Annotated in this window: 20 protein-coding genes and 1 pseudogene; 10 read left to right on the plus strand and 11 right to left on the minus strand. The window is 69.7% G+C overall.

Features of this window, described 5'->3' with window-relative positions; translation table 11 throughout:
* Positions 1 to 22: 22 nt before the first annotated feature.
* On the plus strand, positions 23 to 523 hold the full coding sequence (tpx, locus tag ACWD0F_RS17880) for a thiol peroxidase (RefSeq protein ID WP_449876650.1): 501 nt from the start codon (positions 23 to 25) through the stop codon (positions 521 to 523).
* Between the two features lie 40 nt (positions 524 to 563).
* Here the strand turns inward: tpx and ACWD0F_RS17885 are convergent, their stop codons facing one another.
* Positions 564 to 1,475: a TIGR03619 family F420-dependent LLM class oxidoreductase gene (locus tag ACWD0F_RS17885; RefSeq protein WP_449876652.1), complete on the minus strand. Its 912-nt coding sequence runs from the start codon at positions 1,473 to 1,475 to the stop codon at positions 564 to 566.
* 3 nt (positions 1,476 to 1,478) lie between these two features.
* Positions 1,479 to 2,267, minus strand: a complete 789-nt coding sequence (locus ACWD0F_RS17890) for an SAM-dependent methyltransferase (protein ID WP_449876654.1) — start codon at positions 2,265 to 2,267, stop codon at positions 1,479 to 1,481.
* Between the two features lie 101 nt (positions 2,268 to 2,368).
* Here ACWD0F_RS17890 and ACWD0F_RS17895 point away from each other — a divergent pair, with 101 nt between their 5' ends.
* Complete coding sequence (locus ACWD0F_RS17895; RefSeq protein ID WP_449876656.1) at positions 2,369 to 3,118, plus strand: helical backbone metal receptor; 750 nt, start codon at positions 2,369 to 2,371, stop codon at positions 3,116 to 3,118.
* Here ACWD0F_RS17895 and ACWD0F_RS17900 read toward each other — a convergent pair.
* Genes ACWD0F_RS17900 through ACWD0F_RS17915 form a run of 4 tightly spaced genes read right to left on the minus strand, consistent with a single transcriptional unit; the run spans position 3,111 to position 7,406 of the window.
* Positions 3,111 to 4,277: an ROK family transcriptional regulator gene (locus ACWD0F_RS17900; protein ID WP_449876658.1), complete on the minus strand. Its 1,167-nt coding sequence runs from the start codon at positions 4,275 to 4,277 to the stop codon at positions 3,111 to 3,113. The two genes, ACWD0F_RS17895 and ACWD0F_RS17900, sit on opposite strands and share 8 nt — an antisense overlap.
* Positions 4,278 to 4,280: 3 nt before the next feature.
* Positions 4,281 to 5,126, minus strand: a complete 846-nt coding sequence (locus tag ACWD0F_RS17905) for a carbohydrate ABC transporter permease (RefSeq protein WP_449876660.1) — start codon at positions 5,124 to 5,126, stop codon at positions 4,281 to 4,283.
* Entirely contained in the window at positions 5,113 to 6,036 is a 924-nt protein-coding gene (locus tag ACWD0F_RS17910; RefSeq protein ID WP_449876662.1) for a carbohydrate ABC transporter permease, read from the minus strand. Before ACWD0F_RS17910 ends, ACWD0F_RS17905 begins: the two co-directional genes overlap by 14 nt.
* Positions 6,033 to 7,406, minus strand: coding sequence for an ABC transporter substrate-binding protein (locus ACWD0F_RS17915; RefSeq protein ID WP_449876663.1), 1,374 nt, complete (start codon positions 7,404 to 7,406; stop codon positions 6,033 to 6,035). The genes ACWD0F_RS17910 and ACWD0F_RS17915 overlap by 4 nt, the downstream gene beginning before the upstream one ends.
* 568 nt (positions 7,407 to 7,974) lie before the next feature.
* Here ACWD0F_RS17915 and ACWD0F_RS17920 point away from each other — a divergent pair.
* The 3 genes and pseudogenes from ACWD0F_RS17920 to ACWD0F_RS17930 form a co-directional block, all read left to right on the plus strand.
* A complete protein-coding gene (locus tag ACWD0F_RS17920; protein WP_449876665.1) occupies positions 7,975 to 8,931 on the plus strand; it encodes a zinc-dependent alcohol dehydrogenase in 957 nt (318 codons plus the stop codon).
* Positions 8,928 to 9,713 (plus strand): sugar phosphate isomerase/epimerase family protein, encoded by a 786-nt coding sequence (locus ACWD0F_RS17925; protein ID WP_449876667.1) that lies wholly within the window; start codon positions 8,928 to 8,930, stop codon positions 9,711 to 9,713. Before ACWD0F_RS17920 ends, ACWD0F_RS17925 begins: the two co-directional genes overlap by 4 nt.
* Positions 9,710 to 10,888: pseudogene (locus ACWD0F_RS17930) on the plus strand (MGH1-like glycoside hydrolase domain-containing protein); the annotation flags it as partial. The gene ACWD0F_RS17925 and the pseudogene ACWD0F_RS17930, both read left to right, overlap by 4 nt.
* A 9-nt stretch (positions 10,889 to 10,897) precedes the next feature.
* Here the strand turns inward: ACWD0F_RS17930 and ACWD0F_RS17935 are convergent.
* A complete protein-coding gene (locus ACWD0F_RS17935; protein WP_449876669.1) occupies positions 10,898 to 12,001 on the minus strand; it encodes a zinc-dependent alcohol dehydrogenase in 1,104 nt (367 codons plus the stop codon).
* Positions 11,994 to 12,953 carry a Gfo/Idh/MocA family protein gene (locus ACWD0F_RS17940; RefSeq protein ID WP_449876670.1) on the minus strand — a complete coding sequence of 320 codons (960 nt, stop codon included), beginning with the start codon at positions 12,951 to 12,953 and terminating at the stop codon, positions 11,994 to 11,996. Before ACWD0F_RS17940 ends, ACWD0F_RS17935 begins: the two co-directional genes overlap by 8 nt.
* 109 nt (positions 12,954 to 13,062) lie before the next feature.
* Here ACWD0F_RS17940 and ACWD0F_RS17945 point away from each other — a divergent pair, with 109 nt between their 5' ends.
* Both ACWD0F_RS17945 and ACWD0F_RS17950 read left to right on the plus strand, forming a co-directional pair.
* Positions 13,063 to 14,037, plus strand: coding sequence for a glucosyl-3-phosphoglycerate synthase (locus ACWD0F_RS17945; protein WP_449876671.1), 975 nt, complete (start codon positions 13,063 to 13,065; stop codon positions 14,035 to 14,037).
* Entirely contained in the window at positions 14,034 to 15,149 is a 1,116-nt protein-coding gene (locus ACWD0F_RS17950) for a glycosyltransferase (RefSeq protein WP_449876673.1), read from the plus strand. The genes ACWD0F_RS17945 and ACWD0F_RS17950 overlap by 4 nt, the downstream gene beginning before the upstream one ends.
* On the opposite strand, the gene ACWD0F_RS17955 is transcribed toward ACWD0F_RS17950, so the two are convergent.
* Positions 15,146 to 15,940, minus strand: coding sequence for a universal stress protein (locus ACWD0F_RS17955; protein ID WP_449876675.1), 795 nt, complete (start codon positions 15,938 to 15,940; stop codon positions 15,146 to 15,148). The two genes, ACWD0F_RS17950 and ACWD0F_RS17955, sit on opposite strands and share 4 nt — an antisense overlap.
* 166 nt (positions 15,941 to 16,106) lie before the next feature.
* Here ACWD0F_RS17955 and ACWD0F_RS17960 point away from each other — a divergent pair, with 166 nt between their 5' ends.
* Complete coding sequence (locus ACWD0F_RS17960; RefSeq protein ID WP_449876677.1) at positions 16,107 to 16,322, plus strand: hypothetical protein; 216 nt, start codon at positions 16,107 to 16,109, stop codon at positions 16,320 to 16,322.
* 109 nt (positions 16,323 to 16,431) lie between these two features.
* The gene (locus ACWD0F_RS17965; protein ID WP_449876679.1) at positions 16,432 to 16,983 is read left to right on the plus strand and encodes a phosphatase PAP2 family protein; all 552 of its coding nucleotides are present in this window, start codon (positions 16,432 to 16,434) and stop codon (positions 16,981 to 16,983) included.
* Here ACWD0F_RS17965 and pip read toward each other — a convergent pair.
* A complete protein-coding gene (gene pip / locus ACWD0F_RS17970) occupies positions 16,937 to 17,908 on the minus strand; it encodes a prolyl aminopeptidase (protein WP_449876681.1) in 972 nt (323 codons plus the stop codon). The genes ACWD0F_RS17965 and pip overlap by 47 nt on opposite strands.
* 101 nt (positions 17,909 to 18,009) lie before the next feature.
* Entirely contained in the window at positions 18,010 to 19,050 is a 1,041-nt protein-coding gene (locus ACWD0F_RS17975; RefSeq protein ID WP_449876836.1) for a hypothetical protein, read from the minus strand.
* A 73-nt stretch (positions 19,051 to 19,123) separates the two neighbouring features.
* On the opposite strand from ACWD0F_RS17975, the gene ACWD0F_RS17980 reads away from it, so the two are divergent.
* The gene (locus ACWD0F_RS17980; RefSeq protein WP_449876683.1) at positions 19,124 to 19,741 is read left to right on the plus strand and encodes a TetR/AcrR family transcriptional regulator; all 618 of its coding nucleotides are present in this window, start codon (positions 19,124 to 19,126) and stop codon (positions 19,739 to 19,741) included.
* The last annotated feature ends 97 nt before the right edge of the window (positions 19,742 to 19,838 follow it).

Raw genomic sequence — 19,838 nt, forward strand, 5'->3', positions numbered from 1 at the left:
ACACCGCTATCAGGAGGCTTTCATGTCTGACGTCACTTTCAAGGGCAGCCCCATCACCGTGGGCGGCACCTTCCCGCAGCCCGGCGACTCGGCGCCGGCGTTCAGCCTGGTGGGCGGCGACCTGGCCGACCACTCCCTGGCCGACTTCGGCGCCTCGACCAAGGTGCTCAACATCTTCCCGAGCGTCGACACCGGCGTCTGCGCCGCCTCGGTGCGCCGCTTCAACCAGGTCGCCGCCGAGCACCCTGACGTGGCCGTGCTCTGCATCTCGGCGGACCTGCCCTTCGCGCAGAAGCGGTTCTGCGGCGCCGAAGGGCTCGACCAGGTGACCACGCTGTCGCTCATGCGGGGCCGCGAGTTCCTCGCCGACTACGGCGTGACGCAGGAGTCCGGCCCGCTGGCCGGTCTGGCCGCGCGCGCGGTCGTCGTGCTCGACGGCGACAACAAGGTCGTCTACTCCGAGCTGGTGCCGGAGATCACCCAGGAGCCCGACTACGAGGGCGCGCTCAAGGCGCTCAAGTAGGCCCTGAAGCCCGCGCTCAAGCGGGCCCCGCGCTCCGTGTCTATGAGGGTGTGCTCACCGCGCTCAAGTAGGTCCTGAACGCGGCGGCCAGCTCCAGCAGGTGCTCGTCGTTCGTGGCGGTGTGCTGGAGGTCCAGGATGACCTCGTGGACCCCGGCCTCCGCCGCGGTGGCCAGATAGGCGCCGATCTGGGCGACCGTGCCGCTGCGCGGCGGGGTGCCCTGGCCGGTGACCACCGGGTTGGCGCGCAGGATCATGCGGAGCGCCCCCGGGTCGCGCCCGGCCCGCTCCGCGCTCTCGCGGATCGTCCGCCACATCGAGGTGAGCGCCGGGATCGGCAGCGCCGCCGTGAGCCAGCCGTCGCCTCTGCGCCCGATGCGGCGCAGCGCGGGCTCGGCGAAACCGGCCAGGTAGAGCGGCGGGCGCCGGGCCGGCTTGGGCTCGATGTGGCTCGGCGCGATCGTCCACAACTCGTGCTCGAACGTCACCGGGTCCGCGCTCCAGATCGTCTCCAGCGCGTCCAGGGTGGCGTCGTAGCGCCGGGACCTGTCCTGCCAGGGCACGCCCACGGCGGCGTACTCGTCGGAGGACCAGCCGAGCCCGAGGCCGGCCACCGCCCGCCCGCCACTGAGGTGGTCGAGCGTGGTGAGCGAGCGGGCCAGGATCGGCGGGGGATACCAGCAGGCGTTGAGTGCGCTGGTGCCCAGCCGTACGGTGGAGGTCGCCGCGGCGGCCACCGACAACACCGCGAACGGGTCGAGGAAGACCCGGTGCGCCTCGGGAATGTTCCCGTCACCGCCCGGATAACGGTCCTTCGGCCGGAGCGGCGTCATCAGCCGGTCGCCCGCCCACAGACCGGCGAACCCCATCGACTCCGCCTCCCTCGCCACCCGGAGCACGCTGCCCAGCGCGGCGAACCTGCCATATTGCGGTACGGCCAGCCCGAGGTCCATGGCTCAGGTCTTCCTGCCCACGCCGCACAGGATGAGCGACGCCTCGGGACCGCTGGTGAAGTCGATCGTGTCGGCCTGGCCGGGCCGCCATTCCGGCAACCAGACGAGGCCGGGGTCGACCAGGTCGAATCCCTCGAACAACTCCAGCACCTGCTCCCGCCCGCGCAGGGTGAGCGGGTTGCCGGCGCTCTTGTAGACCTCGGTGCCCTTGTCGACGGCGGCGGCGCGGGCGTCGCTGGTGCCGTGGGACATGACCAGATAGCTGCCCGGCGCCATGGCGTCGCGCAGGCGGGCGATGATCTCCTTGGGGTGGTCGGACTCGCCGATGAAGTGCATGATCGCGACCAGCAGCACGCCGACGGGACGGCTGAAGTCGATCGCCTCCACCACATCCGGATTTTTCAGGATCTGGTCGGGCTCGCGGAGGTCACCTTCGACCACCGTCGTATCGCCCTGCCCGTCCAGGAGGGCCCTGGCGTGCACCAGCACGACGGGATCCCGGTCCACGTAGACCACCGGCGACCCCGGCGCGACCTTCCCGACCACCTCGTGCACGTTGCCCTGTGTCGGCAACCCCGTGCCGATGTCGAGGAACTGCCTGATCCCCGACTCACCGAGGAAACGCACGGCCCGCCCGAGGAAGGCCCGGTTGGCCCGCGCCGCCGCGCGTAACTCCGGGGCCACCTTCAAGATCTCCTCGGCCGCGTCGCGATCGGCCGGGAAGTGGTCCTTGCCGCCGAGGTAGTAGTCGTACAGCCGGGCGACGCTGGGCTTGTGCGGATCGAATTCCAACCGTCAATCCCCCCGTTTCAGAATTTAACGATCTTTGTTGGTGATTCTACGGATCTATACCGACATCCTGTAGCGGTTACCCGTGGATCTAGGCTGTAGTCGTGGACGACACCGGAGCGGAGGTGCGGATCCCCGGCACCGTGCGGCGGATCGTGTCCCTGGTGCCGTCGCTGACCGAGTCCGTGGCGGCCACCGTGCCGGGCGCGCTCGTGGGCGCGACCGACTGGTGCTCCCACCCGGCCGGCCTGGACGTGACCAGGGTCAGGGGCACCAAGAACCCCGACCTCGACGCGATCGTGCGGCTCCGGCCCGACGTCGTCCTGGCCAACGCCGAGGAGAACCGGCCGGCCGACATCGAGGCGCTGCGCGCGGCGGGCATCGCGGTCTGGGTCACGAAAATAGAGACGGTGGCGGAGGCGTTCGCCTCGCTGGGGCGGATGTTCGCCGGCGCCTGCCGTACCGACCGGCCGGGGTGGCTGGACGCGGCCGAGCGGGCCTGGCGCGCGCCCGCGCAGGACGCTCCGCGAAGGAGCGCGATCGTCCCGATCTGGCGCCGCCCCTGGATGGTGGTGGGCCGTGACACCTTCACCGGCGACGTGCTGCGGCGCCTGGGCGTGGACAACCTCTACGCCGGCCACGCCGAGCGCTATCCCAAGATCCCGCTGCCCGAGCTGGTCGAGCGGCGGCCCGACCTGGTGGTCCTGCCCGACGAGCCGTACGCCTTCACCGGGACCGACGGCCCGGAGGCCTTTCCCGGGCTGCCCTGCGCGCTGGTCAGCGGCCGTTTGCTCACCTGGTACGGCCCCTCACTCGTGGCGGCCCCCACCCTGCTGCGGCACGCGCTCAGTTGACCATGTCGGTGCGCTTGCCCTGCCCGGCCAGTGCGGCGTCCACCGCGGCGGGGGAGAGCACGTGCTCCATGACGATCACCGCCATCCCGACGATCCCCGCCCGGTCGCCCAGCGAGGTGGTGACGATCTCCAGATTCCTGGTCGTGTACGGCAGGCTGCGCCGGTAGACGATCTCCCTGATGCCCGTCAGGTAGTGCTCCCCGGTCTCCGCCATGTCCCCGGCCAGCACCAGCACGCCGGGGTTGAGCAGGCTGACCGCGGTGGCCAGCACGATGCCCAGCGTGCGTCCCGCCTCCTGGGTGCGCGCGATGGCCGCCGGATCACCTGCCTGGACCAGCCGGACCACGTCGTGGCTCGACTCGCGGCCGAGGTCGGTGGCCAGGGCGTGGCCGCTGGCCAGGGAGGCGACGCAGCCGCGCGAGCCGCACGTGCAGACCCGGTCGTCGGTCTCCCGCAACCGCACATGCCCGATATTTCCGGCGGCCTCCTCCACGCCCCGATAAATGTGTCCATCGAGGACGATGCCGGTTCCTATCCCGGTCGACACCTTGATCAGGATCAGGGAGCCGACGTGCCGCCAGAACGACCACCACTCGCCCAGCGCCATCGCGTTGGCGTCGTTCTCGACCAGGATGGGCACGTCGTAGCTCTCCCCGATCGCCTCGCCCACCGGATGGTCGTCCCAGCCCGGCATCAGGAACGACCGGATCACCCGGCCGGTGGTGTGATCCACCGAGCCGGGCAGGTCGAGTCCGATGCCGCACACCTCGCTCGCCGGGCGGCCCATCCGGTCCAGCATGCGCTGGAACGCCTGCCGCACCCACGACAGGACGGCGTCCGGCCCGAGCTCGATGCGCATCTCGGTGTACTCCTCGGCCAGGGGCCTGGCCGCGAGGTCGGTCAGCGCCACCCGGGCGTGGGTGGCGCCGAGGTCGGCGACCAGCATCAGGCGCTTGGTCGCGTCCACTTCGAGCACCGAGGGCGGCCGGCCGCCCCCGGAGACGCCCACGCCGGACTCGTGGATGTAGCCGGCGTCGATGAGCCGGTCGACCCGATCGGTGATCGTCGACCGGGACAGGCCGGTGTACTCGATGAGTTCCTTGCGCGTACGGCAGGCGCTATGGCGGATGAGCTGGAGGATCTGGCCTGCCGTCAGCATGGTCTATCCCTTCTCCGCCCCTGCGGTGAGACCCTCCGTCAGCAGCCGCTCGCTGGCGAAGAACACGATCACGATGGGCAGCGTCAGCACCACCGATCCTGCCATCAGGACCGTCGTCGGGATCTCTATGCTCCCCGCCAGCCGAGAGAGTCCCAGCGAGACCGTCCAGCTCTCCCGGCTGTCCAGCAGGAAGAGCAGGGCGAACAGGAACTCGTTCCATGCGATCATGAAGGCGTAGAGGCCGGTGGCCATCAGCGCGGGCTTGGAGAGCGGCAGCACCACACGCCAGATGGTCGACAGTCTCGTGCACCCGTCGATCGCGGCCGCCTCTTCGACGCTCTGCGGCACGGTCTCGAAGTAGTTGCGCAGCATGTATACCGTGACGGGCACGGTTTGCGCGATATATACCAAAATCAGCCCAACCAGCGATCCCCTGAGCCCGATCATCGTGAAGAGCACGAACAGCGGGATGGCCAGCACGATCGCCGGAAACAGGTACACCGCGAGAAACAAGAAGTGCACCTGCCGCCGCCCGAAGAACTCCAGCCGCGCGACCGCGTAGGCGCCCGGGATCGAGATCAGCAGCGTGACCGCCACCGAGGCGACCGAGATGATCGCGCTGTTGCGCAGGAAGTTCAGGAAGTCCTGCTCGAACAGCACGTCGATGTAGGGGTCCAGGGTGAACCGGCTCGGCCAGATCGAGCCCGGCTCCAGGATGAGCTCCTGGATGTCGCGGACCGACAACATCACCATGTAGAAGAACGGGAACGCGGTGATCAGGAACAGGAACACGATCACCAGCGGCTTGAGCACCGCGAACAGGCCGCGCTCGAACCTATCTCTGCTCACGGTCACCTCCGCCGAAGAACCGCAGGTAGATGATCAGGAAGACCACCAGGAAGACGGCCAGGACGATCGCCTGCGCGGCGGAGGCCCCGATGTCGTCGCGCGCGGTGAGGAAGTTGTAGACCCGCACGCTGACCACCTCTGTCCCGCCGGCGCCGCCGGTCAGCAGGTAGACGTCGTCGAACTTGGTGAACGTGAACACGAACCGCAACACCGACAGCAGCGCGATGATCCGCCAGAGCTGCGGCATGATCACGTACCGGAAGCGCTGGGTCGGCGTGGCCCCGTCGACCACCGCGGCCTCGTCCAGCTCCGCCGGCAGCGCCTGGAGCCTGGCCAGGATGAACAGGAAGGCGAACGGGAAGTACCGCCACGCCTCGAACGCGATCACCGTCAGCAGCGCCACCGGCACCCGGAGGCCGAGGAACTCGCCCTGGGCCTGGCTGAGGAACGCGATCGGCTCGCTCAGCCAGCTGTTGACGATGCCGTACTGCGGGTTGAGCATCGAGTCCCACAGGAACGCCACGGCCACGACCGGCGCCACGTACGGGATCAGGATCGAGGCCCGCACCAGGGTCCGCCCCCTGAACCTGTCCCGCAGCGCCAGCGCCGTCACCAGGCCGATCGCGATCGACAACACCGTCCCCGCGACGGTGTAGACGAGCGTGTTGACCAGGGCCGTCCAGAAGCCCGGCTCGGAGATCACGTACGAGAAGTTCTCCAGCGTGTAGTGCCCGAAGACGCCCACCCGCCGGATGTTGATCAGCCGCGCGTCCTGAAACGCCAGCATGATCGCCCACAACAGCGGCACCACCACCACGACCAGCGTGATGATCAGCGTCGGCGAGATGAGCACCAGCCCAGCCCGCCGCTCCTGCTCCCGCAGGGTCCGCGCTCTCCGGAGGAGGGTCACTGCCGGATCCCGCGCTTGATGGACTCCACGTCGGTCTTGGCCTGGGTGGCGGCGGCCTGCGGGGTGAGGGAGCCGTCGACGACCGCGCTGAGCGCCTTGGGCACGGGCAGCTCACCCATCGTGGCCCCGACCAGCTTGCCCTGCCCCTGCGGGATGCCCCACCTGGCGAGGGTGTCGGGGCTCTTGCGCAGGGCGTCGAGGACGTCGGCCGGATAGACGTCGGCCAGCGGCTTCTTGGAGTCGACGCCGGCGGGCAGCTTGTTCCAGGTCTCCTCGAAGCCCTTGCGGGTGGGGAACTTGCCCTCGGGCGCCATGCCGATCCAGCGCTCGTAGCCCTCCTTCATCATGTAGGAGACGAACCGGGCGGCCGGGTCCTTGGCGGCGTCACGGGTGATCGCCCAGGAGACGATCTCGCCGTACTGCGCGGGCGCGCTCCCGTCGGGCCCCTTCAGCGCCGTGACCACACCGGTGTTCTTGGCCAGCCACTCGGGGTCGGAGCGGCACTCCTGGCAGCTCGGCAGCGCGTCCTTACGCAGCCCGGCCATCTCGTCCAGGATGAACGACGACCAGATCATCATGGCCGCCTTGCCCGCGAAGTAGGTGGCCCGGGTGGAGTCGACGTCCTGCTTGCCCTTGACGGAGTAGTCCCTGGCCAGCTTGGCGTAGAACTCGAAGGCCCGGGAGCACTGCGGCGAGTCGAGGGCGACGTTGCCGGAGGCGTCGACGAGCTGGCAGCCGTTCGCCTGGGCGACGTGCTCGAAGCTCTGCGCGGTGAAGGAGTCCTTCGGCGCGATCGCCAGCGTGATGCCCGCGACCCCGCCCGTGTTGAGCTTCGCCGCCGCCGCCTCAAGCCGCTCGAAGGTGTCCGGCGGCTGCAGCCCGGCCTTCTCGAACAGATCCTTGCGGTAGAGGATGAGCTGCGCCCATCCGTCGCTGGGCACCGCGAGCAGCTTGCCGCCCGAGGTGTCGAGCTCCAGGGCCCGCGCCGAGAACGTCGCCCGGCCGAGCTGGTCGACGACCTTGCCCGGCGTCTCGGTGTCGAGCAGCTCGTTGGCCTCCAGCTCGCGGACGGCCGACAGGGGCAGCGCGCCGATCACGTCAGGGAGGTCGTCCGCCGCGGCCGCGGCCGTGATGGTCTGGCTGAACTGGTCCTCGGCCACGCCGACCAGCTTCACCTTGATCCCCGTCTTCTGGGTGAATTCGGAGATGATCGTGTTCTGCACGGCGGTCCGGTCCGGGAGGTTCTCCTCGGTCCAGACGGTGATCTCGTTGCTCGCGGACGATTGCCCGCCACCGTCGTCGCCACAGGCCGCCAGCGAGGCGGCGGCCAGCAGAGCGACGGAGAGGACGGCGGTTACCTGCTTCGGCATGGCGCGCTCCTCGGTTGGGGATACGCCCGCCCTTACCCCGGGAGGAGTTGGCGCAACGCGTGGTACGCGTACCGAGACCGGTCTGTTCTCTCCTTGTGCCTGCCGGGCTCCGGGCGTTCACCTGTGTCCCTTACCGAGGGCGCGGATTGTCCTCGTAGTGGACGACCGAGGAAAGGCCGAGTCCGGCTTCCGCGAAGATACGCCCGACTCGTCACCTTCGGCTGGCGGGCGAAGGGTCCACTCTGCTGTGATTTCGGGCAACCGCAGAGCGTGAGCAGAACGCTTCGAACATCTCGAACGCCCTGGTCGGCCAATGGGGGTGCAATGTCGGTAACGTCCCTTTCCGGAAGACGGGCCGCCAGAAACCTCGATTTCATCAGGAGCCTCCGGCGGAAGTCGTAGACTTAAGAGTGTTAAGAGCGCAACTAGTGCGTGCAAACAAGTACTAAATCTTTGACTTTTGTTTGATCGATAAGCGTAAGTGTGGGGAATGCGCGTCATAACCTTCGAAGAGCCAGGCAATGTCCGCGTATGCCTGGAATCGCCCGCCACTCTTGTGCCGGGCTCCGTGCGGGTTCGCACGCTCTACTCGGGCATCTCAGCGGGCACCGAACTAACCGCCTATCGGGGCACCAACCCCTACCTCACTCGCAAGTGGGACACCGAGCGCCGGCTCTTCGTCGAAGGCCGGACGCACGCCTACCCGCTGACCGGCTGGGGCTACCAGGAGGTCGGGGAGGTGGTGGAGGCGGCGCCCGATGTCGCCGACCCCCCGGTCGGCAGCCTGGTGTGGGGCATCTGGGGGCACCGCGCCGAGGCCGTCGTGCCGGCCGACAAGCTCGTCGGCCACGTCCTGCCGCCGGGGGCGGATCCGCTGCTGGGCGTCTTCGCCCGGGTGGGCGCCATCGCGCTCAACGCGGTCCACGCCGCCGACGTGCACCTGGGCGACCAGATCGCGGTCTTCGGCCAGGGCGTCATCGGGCTGCTGGCCACCCGCCTCGCCGTGCTGAGCGGCGCCCGGGTGGTCGCGGCCGACGCCATCCCCGAGCGGCTGGCGCTGGCCAGGGGGTTCGGCGCGGCCGAGACGTTCGACGTGGCCTCGGGCTCGGTCGCCGAGTTCATGCGCAAGCGGGTCGAGGGCGCCGACACCGTCATCGAGCTGAGCGGCAGCCACCAGGGCCTGCACGAGGCGATCAGGACCGTGCGCAAGGGCGGCCGGGTCGTGGCCGCCGGCTTCTACCAGGGCGACGGCGTCGGGTTGCGGCTGGGCGAGGAGTTCCACCACAACCAGGTCCAGCTCGTCTCCTCCCAGATCGGCGGCGTCGCCTCGTGGCTGGCGCACCGGTGGGACGTGGAGCGCATGCAGCGCACGTTCATGGCGCTCGTGCACGACGGCCAGATCGACGCCGGCGAGCTGATCAGCGACGTCGTGCCCATCGAGAGGGCCGCCGAGGCCTTCGACCTGCTCGACAAGCACCAGTCCCAGGTGCTCCAGCTCGTCTTCCGATTCGAGGAGTCGCCATGAAGCTCGCCGTGCAGGAGCAGCTTCTGCCAGGCCGCACGCTGCAGGAGAAGTACGCGTTCGCGGTCGACGCCGGGTTCGACGCCATCGAGCTGCGCGGGAAGGGGGACTTCCACTTCGCCGGCCGGCTCACCGAGCTCAAGCGGGCCCGGGCCGACGGCGTGGTCATGCCGACGGTCTGCGTGGACATGCCGCACTTCATCGGCGACTTCGACCCGGGCAAACGCAAGGACGCCATCCAGCAGCTCAGATCCCAGCTCACGGTGATCGGCGAGCTGGGCGGCCTCGGTGTCATGACTCCCGCCTCCTGGGGGCAGTTCTCGCGCCGGCTGCCGCCGTTCGAGCCGCCGCGCACCGCGGAGGCGGACCGCGAGGTGCTGGCGGAGGCCCTGGGCATCCTCGGCGAGCACGCGCAGCGCAACGGCGTGCTGATCATGCTGGAGCCGCTCAACCGCTACGAGAACCACATGGTCAACAACCTCGCGGAGGCGGTCTCCTACTGCGCCATGGACGCGATCAGGATCGCCGGCGACACCTACCACATGAACATCGAGGAGGACGACCCTTGCGGCGCGCTGGCCGAGGCCGCCCCCTATCTCGCGCACATGCAGATCAGCGAGTCCAACCGCAACCAGCCCGGCACCGGGCACCTCGACTGGGGCGCGCAGCTCGCCACGCTCGACGCGGTCGGCTTCGACGGCTATCTCGCGCTCGAATGCCGGCTCCGTGGCGAGCCCGAGATCGTCCTGCCGCAGACCGCGGCTTTCGTCAGGAAGTTCCTATGATCCTCCGTGACGCCGTGCGCGTGCTCGTGGCCAACTGGGACGGCAGCCACACGGTTCCCTCCCGCCGTCTCTACCCGCACCAGTGGAGCTGGGACTCCGCCTTCATCGCGATCGGCAACGCCCACTGGGCGCCGCGGCGGGCCAGGTCGGAGCTGCTCGCCCTGTTCGGCGCCCAGTGGGCCGACGGCAGGGTGCCGCACATCGTCTTCAACCCGGCGGTGCCGGAGGGCGCCTACTTCCCCGGCCCGGAGTTCTGGGCGTCGCGTGCGCCGTCGGGGTCCGCGACGTCCGGCATCGTCCAGCCGCCGGTCCACGCGCTGGCCGCGTGGAAGACGCACCTGGCCGAGCCCGACCCGGCGTTCCTGCGCCGGATCTATCCCAAGCTCGTGGCCCAGCAGGAGTTCCTGCGCACGGCCCGGCGCTCGGCGGAGGGCCTGATCTCGATCGTGCACCCCTGGGAGTCGGGCATGGACAACAGCCCGGCCTGGGACCTGCCGCTCAGCGCCGTCGAGAGCGGCCAGTCCGGCTTCGTCCGCAGGGACCTCGACACCGTCAGCGCCGACGAGCGGCCCACCGACGGCGACTACGAGCGCTACGTCGCACTCGCCCGCGCCTACCGCGACTCCGGCTACCGCGATCCTGGGGCGTTCCACGTCGAGGATCCGCTGTTCAACGCCGCGTACGGGATGGCCGAGTTGACGCTCGCCGAGATCGCCGAGGTGCTGGGCGCCGATCCAGGGCCGCACCTGCGCGAGGCGGCCGCGATCACCGGCGCCATGGTCGAGCACCTCTACGACGACGGCCTCTTCCAGTCGCGTGACGTGCGCACCGGCTGCCTGATCCGCTCCAGCAGCGCGGCCGGGCTGACACCCCTCATGCTGCCCGGGCTGCCGCGCGAGATCGTCAACGCGCTGATCGGGACCGCGCTCGACCGCTTCGGGCTCAAGGACGGGATGTTGCCCAGCTACTCTCCGGCCGCGCCCGAGTTCGATCCCGCCCGCTACTGGCGGGGTCCGAGCTGGATCAACCTCACCTGGCTGGTCTGGCACGCGCTCAAGGAGAGCCGCCCCGACCTGGCGGCGCCACTCGCCGACGGGATGATCAGCGCGGCGGCGAACGCCGGGTTCCGTGAATACTTCGACCCGTTCACGCTGCGCGGCCACGGCTGCCGGGACTTCAGCTGGTCAGCCGCCCTCCTCCTCGACGTGGTCGCAGAGCACGGCCTGGATGCTCTGCCGCCGGCGGGCGGCGAGGTCGGCCAGGAGTGCGGGGGCGTCGGCGAAACCGACGACGTCGGTGATCACGTGCTTGCGTAGCGGCCCGCCGTGCTCCCTGAGCAGGGCGATCGTCTCGTGCGAGAGCCGCTCCCTGTCCCAGGCGTGCGCCAGGCCGCGCGGCACCCGGCCGATCTGGGCGCAGCGCAGCGTCAGCCCGTTGTGGTGGAACTCCTCACCGAGGCGCAGCTCCTCCGCGCCCTGGGTGTAGAAGGCCAGGTCCACCAGCGTGCCCTGCGGGCGCAGCAGCTTGAGCGCGAGTGCCAGCGCCCTGATCTGGCCGCGGCACTGGAACACCACGTCGGCGCCGCGGTCGTTCGGTGCGTGCCGCCAGCGGCGCTTCAGCTCCACCGCGGGGTCGTCGTCGACGGCCAGGGTGTCCGCGCCCAGGGCCGCGGCGACCGCGAGCCTGGCCGGGGTCTCGTCCACCACCACGACCTCGGCCGCGCCGCAGGAGAGGGCGAAGCAGGCCGTCAGCAGCCCGACCACGCCCGCGCCCATGATCACGACCCGCCGCCCGCGCACGCCGTCACCCAGGTGCTGGACGGCGGGCCCGTGCAGGTCGTGGGCGGCGTGCAGGAGGCCGTTGGCGCAGATCGGGCCCATGTGGGCGACGTAGATGCCGAGCATCGGGTCGAGGTCGCCGGGCAGCGCCACGAACCGGTCCCGCATCGGGTCGGCGACGTAACCGGTGCGGTGGCCGTAGCACATCGCGACCAGGGAGCCCTCGCGCACCGCCCGCGTCCGCGTCTCGACCACCCGCCCGACCTGCATGTAGCCGATGCCGCGCACGGGGTACTCCACCGACGGCGTGCCCGCCATGAACAGGCCGAGCGCCGGGTCCCAGGTCGAGCCGAGATAGGGGTTGGTGCCCTTGACGTAGGTCAGCTCGGTGCCGGCCGACACGCCGCTGTGCGTGGTCGTCACGACGAAGCCGCCCTCGGGCACGTCGGGCAGCTTCTCGGTCACCAGCGCCACCTGCCCGGGCGCCTCGATGCTGAGGAGCTCACTCATCGAGCATCACCGGCCTGCGCTCCGCCGCGGACCGGGCGAGCGCCAGCGCCAGGCGGTGGGTCCGCAGCGCCTCACGGTAGGTCACGCGCACGTCAGCGTCCTTTCCCTGCACCGCGTCGATGAACGCGCGGTCCACCAGCGTCTTCGCCCGTCCGTCGTCCTCGATCACCCGTTCGCCGTCCACGACCAGCCGCGTCTCGCTCAGCTCCAGCGCGATGCCGTCGGCGCACACCTCCAGGCCCACCCGGTGCTTCCGGGTGAGCATGCAGGAGGTGGCCAGCAGCCCGGCGGCCCCGCCGGCGAACTGCAGCACCGCCGCCGTCGCCCGGTCGACCTCGCCGTGCGCCTGGTTTTCGGCGGGCTCCGGGTTTTCGGCGGGTACGGCGTGCACCATCGTCACCTCGCCCACCAGGAGCCGTGCCAGGTCCAGGACGTGGACCGCCTGCTCGACGATTTGGCCGCCCGACATATCGGGTTTGAGCCACCAGCCGACGGGCGGGACCTTGTCCAGCCAGTGGCCCATGGCCAGGCGTACGGGGCGGCCGTCGAGCAGGTCACGGGCCTGCTCGACGACGTTCAGATAGCGCCAGTGGTGACCGACGGCGGAAGGCAGAGATCTCCGTTCGATTTCGGACGCGATCATTTCTGCGGTTTTGAGGTCTAGTGAAAGGGGTTTTTCCACAAAAATCGGGAGATCGCACGACAGAACATCACGTTCCGGGTTACCGTGCGCGAAAGGAGGCACGCAGACGTAGACAGCATCCAGACCGCCGGCACTGAGCAGGTCCGCATGGCCGCCGTAGGCGAGAGTGCCATGTTTGGAGGCAAGGGCCTCGGACTTGTGGGGATCGGTATCGGCGATTCCAGCGATCGTGACATCGGGGAAACCTGACAGTACGTCTGCGTGGCGAGCGGCGATATTTCCGGCACCTACGATGCCGACACGGGTCATTGGGGACACAACATGCCATATGCCACATCTAGCCGCCATCAAACAGCAATGTTCAAAGGCGTATAGATCGGGCAGAGGTGCTGACCCTATGAGATCGGGGCTGACTGCAATGGGAACAGATCTGCGCGCCTTGGCCAGGGTCCAGGAATGGTACGGCCCTCACTCGAGCGCGGCGACCGAATGGCCGGTCGACGCCTTAATGCTGGCCAAGGGAAGCACCACGATAAGTGTGGTCCTGCCTGCTCGCGATGAGGAAGAGACCGTGGGTGACATCGTCCGTGTCATCCGCCGCGACCTCATGGAGCGGACGCCACTCGTCGACGAGGTCCTCGTCGTCGACTCCAACTCCACCGACGCTACGGCCGAGCAGGCGCGCGACGCGGGCGCACGCGTCGTGGCGCAGCGCGAGGTGCTCTCGCACCTGCCGTCGATGACAGGCAAGGGAGAGGCGCTGTGGAAGGGGCTGGCCGCCTCCAGCGGCGACCTCGTCGTGTTCGTGGACGCCGACCTGCGCAGCTTCGGGGCACACTACGTGTCCGGGCTGGTCGGACCCCTGCTGGTGAACAACGAGACCCATTTCGTCAAGGCGACCTACGAGCGGCCGTACGTCGGCGCTGACGGCGTCGTCCAGCGCGGGGGCGGCGGCCGGGTCACCGAACTGGTGGCCAGACCCCTGCTGAACATGTTCTGGCCGGAGCTGTCCGGATTCGCGCAGCCGCTCGGCGGCGAGTACGCCGCCAGGCGCGAGGTACTGGAAGAGGTGCCCTTCGTCACCGAGTACGGCGTGGAGTTCGGCCTCCTCGTCGACCTGCTGGAACTCGTCGGGCTGGACGCGATGGCCCAGGTGGATCTGGGACACCGCACGCACACCCACCAGTCGGTGCCCGCGCTGGGCCGGATGGCCGGCCAGATCATGGCCACCGCCTGGTCCCGCCTGGAACGGCAGGGCCGGGTGCTGGCGTCGGAGCCGCCCGCGCACACGATGTTGCAGTTCGGGGTGGAAGGCGGTGCGGAGCTGGTGGACATCGCCGTGGCGGAGCGACCTCCGCTCGCCTCCCTGTTGCTGGAGGAGGATGTGGCATGAGAGTCCTGGTGAACGCGGGCCCGTGGCTCTCGGTACCACCCCCGGGCTACGGCGGGATCGAGAACGTGGTGGCCACGCTCGTGCCGGCGCTGCGCGAGCGCGGCATCCAGGTCGTGCTCGCCTCGGTCGGGTCCAGCACGCTGGAGGTGGACGAGCTGATCAGCGTCTATGACGACGGGCAGTTCAGCGAGTTGCAGAAGCCGTACAACCAGGTCATGGGCATCGCGCACGCGCACCAGGCCCGCGTCGTCGCCGAGCTGCGCTCCCGCGACGACATCGACCTGGTCCACGACCACCTCGAAGTGGTCGGGCCCGCGGTGCTGGCGGCGCTCGGCGGGCCGCCCGTCCTGCACACCCTGCACTGGGACCTGCACAAGCACGCGGCCTTCTACAGCGCGTTCCCGCCCTCGATCGCGGTCAACGGCGTCTCGGAGTCGCAGATCGCCCGGGCCCCCGACGCCCTGCGCGCGGCCTCGCTGGGCGCCGTCTACCTGGCGACCCCGCTGGCCGACCGCGACCTGCGGGTCGAGCAGGGGGAGCACCTGATGGTCATGGGCCGGATCTGCGCGCTCAAGGGCCAGCACATCGCGGCCAGGATCTGTCAGAAGCTCGGGCTGCCGCTGATCCTGGCCGGTCCGGTGAGCGGCCGCAACTCCCAGGCGGAGCTGGACGTGGTGGCCCAGAACCCGTACCACCCGCTGCACGGCCATCCGGACGTCCGCTACCACCTCGACCAGGTCGCCCCCTATTGCGACGGAGACCTCGTCACCTGGGTCGGCGCGGTCGCCGGCGAGGAGCGGGACGGGCTCTACGCCTCGGCGCGGGCGGCGCTCTTCCCGATCCAGTGGGACGAGCCGGGCGGCACGGCCGTCGTCGAGGCGATGGCGCTCGGCGTGCCGCCGGTGGGCCTGCGCCGGGGCTGCCTGCCGGAGATCATCGAGCACGGCCGCACCGGCTTCCTGGCCGACACCGAGGAGGAGCTGGCCGAGTGGGTGCAGCGGGTGGATGAGCTGGATCCCGAGGAGTGCCGCCGCGAGGCCCGCCGCCGGTTCGCGCCGTCCGTGATGGCCGACCGGTACGTGGAGCTGTACGAGAGGGTCGCGCGGAACTAGGAGAAGCCCCGGGGGAGCACGGTGACGGGGCAGGCGGCGGCGCGCAGCACCTTCATGGCCAGCTCGCCGAGGAACACCCGGTGTGGTTGCGCGTCCTCGCTGGCCGCGCAGACCAGCAGCTCGCCCGGCAGCCACTCGACGTCGCCCAGCGCCGCGGCGACGTCGTGGCCTTCGGCCACCTGCGCCTCGGCCTCGATGCCGGTGCTCTCCCAGGCCAGCCGGACGGCCAGCGCGAGATCGTCGCGGAGCCTGCCCTGGTCCTCCGTGCGCAGGTCGAGGGTGATCAGCCGGAGCGGCACGCCGAGCCGCAGGGCCGCCTGCGCCACCCGCTCGACCGCCGCGTCGCACTGCGGCCGGTGCACGTAGGCCAGCGTGAGGCGGCCGGGCTCGTCGGGCGCGCGATAGTGGGCCGGCGCCAGCATGACCGCCTCCGACGACAGGTGGAGCAGGTGGTCGGAGGTGGCGCCGATGCCGATCCGGCCGGGTCGCCCGCTGTCCGCCGAGCCGACCACGATGAGGTCGGCCCGGATCCGGCTGGCCAGCACCGACAGGCCGCGCCCCGCGCCCCTGCTCTCATAGGTGATGTATTCGGCCAGGACGGGCTCCAGCTCCGCCGCCGCGTGCGCCAGGTTGGCCTGCGCCTCCACCGCCTGTCCCGGGCTGCCCGGCGGGTAGATCGTCGCGACGGTGAGCTCGCCGCCGGTGACCCGGGTGATCGCCGCGCCGAGGGCGAGCGCGTCTCGCCCACCCGCGTCCGTGGTGTAGCCGACGATGACGTGCTCTCCGATCACGAATGCCCTCTTACCCGCTCTGACCTGGGAATACGCGACCTTGATCCGAACGTTGCAAACATTCGGAGGCGCAAAAAAAGTGAAGATCACTCTTGATACCCGCATTGTCGGGTCCCTTGGTCAGGTCACGCTTCGTGAAGCGGTTCAGCAGCTCAAGGCTCATGACTTGGCGTGCACGGTCGCTCCCGACGCCGTGGAGCAGAAGGTCACCGTCTTCTCCGAGTGCGTGGAGCACGGCTTCACGCCGCTCCGCAGCGAGATCATGGCCGCCTGTTACGTCGCCGAGCGCGACGCCACCGCCGAGGCGTTCGACCGGGGGCTCATCACCCAGGGCGAGCTGGAGATGCAGCAGGCCGCGCTGGCCCGCCAGTTCCTCTCCTGAGATCGGCCGTTCGGCCGCGACATCTCCCGACATTTCAGTCTAAAAGTCGAAGCGTCTGACGATCTTTGTTCGTAAGGTCGTGTCCATTGCCCGTTCACGGATAGGACACGTGTTGTACCGCGACATCGTCGGCTTCGCCCTCACCACCCCCGGATGGCTCCACACGCTCGCCGAAGTCGGCACGGACGCCGGACTGCTGCTGTTCGTGGCGCTGTTCGGCGTGGCCGCTCTCAAGGCCTGGCGGGCGCCGGCCCGCGACCTGGCCATCGTGATCGCGGGGCCGGCCGGAGTGGTGCTGGCGTACGTCCTGAGCGAGGTCGTCAAGATCGTGGTCAGGGAGGACCGGCCGTGCCGGGGCGGGATCGCGACGATCGCCGCCTGCCCGCCCCTCGACGACTGGTCCTTCCCCAGCAACCACTCCGTGATCGCGGCCGGCGCCGCCGCCACGCTCGTGCTGGCCTGGCGTTCCCTCGCTTGGCTGGTGCTGCCGCTGGCGGCGCTGATGGCGTTCTCCCGGGTGTTCGTGGGCGTGCACTACCCGCACGACGTGGCGGCCGGCTTCCTGTTCGGCCTGGTGCTCGCGCCGCTCTTCGCGCTGCTGGTGGTGGGGGCCGTCACTCCCGCGGTACGCCTGGCGCGAATCCGTCTGTCGCCGCGATGAGCCGGTCCACGATGCCCGGCTCGGTGGCGGCGTGCCCGGCGTCGTGGACGACGTGGAACGCGGCCTCCGGCCAGGCCCGGTGCAGGTCCCAGGCGGTGGCCATGGGCGTACACGTGTCGTAGCGGCCCTGCACGATCACCGCCGGGATGTGCCGGACCGCGTCGACGTCCCTGATGAGCTGCTCCGGCTCGAACCAGCCGCCATGGGTGAAGTAGTGGTTCTCGATCCTGGCGAAGCAGACGGCCTTCTTGTCCTCGCCGAACTCCTCGACCAGCGTGGGATCGGGCAGCAGCGTGATCGTGCCCGCCTCCCACTGGGCCCACGCCCTGGCCGCCGCCAGCCGGGCCGCGTCGTCCGGCCCTTCCAGCCGCCGGCGGAAGGCCGCGATCAGGTCGCCGCGCTCCTCCTCCGGGATCGGCCGCACGTATGACGCCCACAGGTCGGGGAACAGGTGGTGGGCTCCCTCCTGGTAGAACCAGCGCAGCTCCTGCGGCCGCAGCGTGAAGATGCCCCGCAGGATCAGCTCCGTCGTCCGGTCCGGATGCTTCTGGGCGTACGCCAGGGCCAGCGCGCTGCCCCACGACCCCCCGAACACCTGCCACCTGCCGATCCCCAGGTGCTCGCGCAGCCGCTCCATGTCGGCCACCAGGCTCCACGTGGTGTTGGCCGTCAGGTCGGTGGCCGGGTCGCCCGCGTGCGGCACGCTCCGGCCGCAGTTGCGCTGGTCGAACAGGACGATGCGATAGCGCTCGGGGTCCCACTGGCGGCGCTGCTTGGCGGTGCACCCGCCGCCGGGGCCGCCGTGCAGCATCACGGCCGGCTTGCCCTCGGGGTTGCCGCAGACCTCGTAGTAGATCTCGTTGCCGTCGCCCACGTCCAGCAGGCCGGACTCGTAGGGCTCGATCGGCGGATACAAGGTTCTCATGCACTCCGATGGTGCCGCATGTTCGGTCGTGTGGCTTCCGAGGCGGTGGCTCCGCATAGATGACCGGCGGATCCCGCGCCATCGTCGTGAGCCGGTGGCCCCTATTTGAGGTGGAAGACGTGGACCATGTGCGGTGCGTCGATGAGGGTGTGGGGCACCAGCGCGTGATAGCCCCAGACGTGAACCCACGCGTTGCCGGTACGCAGCGTGAGTACCGTCTTGAACATGCCCGGCGCGAAGTAGGTCAACAGCAGGAAGACGATGGACAGGGCGGTGTTGCCCGGCGAGGTGAACACCGTCCATGCGTCCCAGATGTGCAATGCCGTGTAGGTGAGCCCACCCAGGATCACTGTGGTGGCGGGCGATCCGGTGAGGCGGAGAAAGCGTGGCACCAGGATCGCGTAGATGAAGATCATGGCGGGTAGCACCGCGCCGGCGAGGTACACCATGAAGGTCAGGGGAACCCCGAGTACGACTTGGCCAGGGGTGAGCTCGAAGATCCTTGGGGCGAGCGCGGCGACCTGGACGAGTGACTCGATCAAGAGGACTGCGCCGATCAGGACGGAGTCGGCCCGGCGATTGCTCGAGCGGAGGTTGAGCGCCTCAGCGGAGTAGCGCCGCCGGAAGAACAGGAGCGGAATCACCGCGTAGACGAGAAGGTTGTAGGCCGCCCACGCGATGGACTCGGCAGGGCTGACATGGTCGTGCGTTCCGTAGATCGAGCCGGCGAGGTGCAGCCCGAACGGGTGCCATCCGGCGAGCCGGCCCAGGACGAAGCCCAGCGCCAGCCCGCCGGCCCCATATAAGAGCAGGAGCAGCGTTTCGCGGGCGGCCACCGAGCGTTCCGGCGCGCGGTCAGCCAGGTTGGGCAACGCCCGTTTGCGGGTGAGCCAGCACGTCAGCGCTGTGAGCAGGAGCACCTCGGCCAGAGCCAGGTTGGCGTCCAACAGGCGGCTGGCCGGCGTTTGGGTCGCAGTGGCCGGCCAGTCGAACGGAAGTTCGTCACCCGCCACGGCAAGGACCACCACATTGCAGCCGAGCCAGCCGAGGGTGGCGAGGTGGACGCTGCGATTGGTGAACAGCGCGGTCGGGCCATTCCGGGGTGGGCGTGGCCTGTGGCCGGTCATCCGGAAGTACGTCACCGTCTGCTCCTGATTTTGTAGTACGACTGTGCTAATTGCCGAGAGGCTAACACGACTGTGCTATAAAAGGGCGGTGCCCAAAGTGGTAGATCCGGCAGAGCGTCGACTGCTGCTGGCCGAGGCGACACTCCGGGTGATGCGACGCGACGGCCTGGAGCAGGCCTCGGTCCGTAACGTCGCCCGTGAGGCGGGACTGTCGATGGGCTCGCTGCGGCACTACTTCGCCAGCCAGTCCGAGCTCCTGGTGTTCGCGTTCCGGACGGTCATCGAGCGGATCGAGCTCCGCCTCGCCGCATTGGAGCCCGAGCCCGACCCCCGGCGAAGAGCGCAGCGCGTACTGAACGAACTGCTCCCGCTCGACGACGTACGCCGGGCGGAGAACGAAGTCTGGTTGGCCTTCACCTCCCGGGCCATGGTCGACCCGGCACTTCGGGCCCTGCGCGATGAGGGATACGACGCTCTGTGGACCGGCTGTCAAGCGATAGTCGCCGAGTTGTCCGCGGCCGGCCTGGCTCCCACCGACGTACCGGCCGAGGCCGAACGCTTGCACGCTCTGCTGGACGGCCTCGCCGTGCACGCGGCCATGCGCCCGGACATTTACCCGGCCGAGTCGTTGACCGCCGCCATCGCACGTCACCTCGACGCCCTCGCGATTGAACGCGCCTCACGAGACGCATCCGAGCGCGGTTGACGGGCCGGTTCGGATTCCACGGCCAGTGATCGCAGACGCGGTTCGGCTTTCGCCCCTACAGGGTGGTGCGATACGCAGGAGGGACGAACGTTTCCCT

The organism is Nonomuraea sp. NPDC002799, from assembly GCF_053592075.1.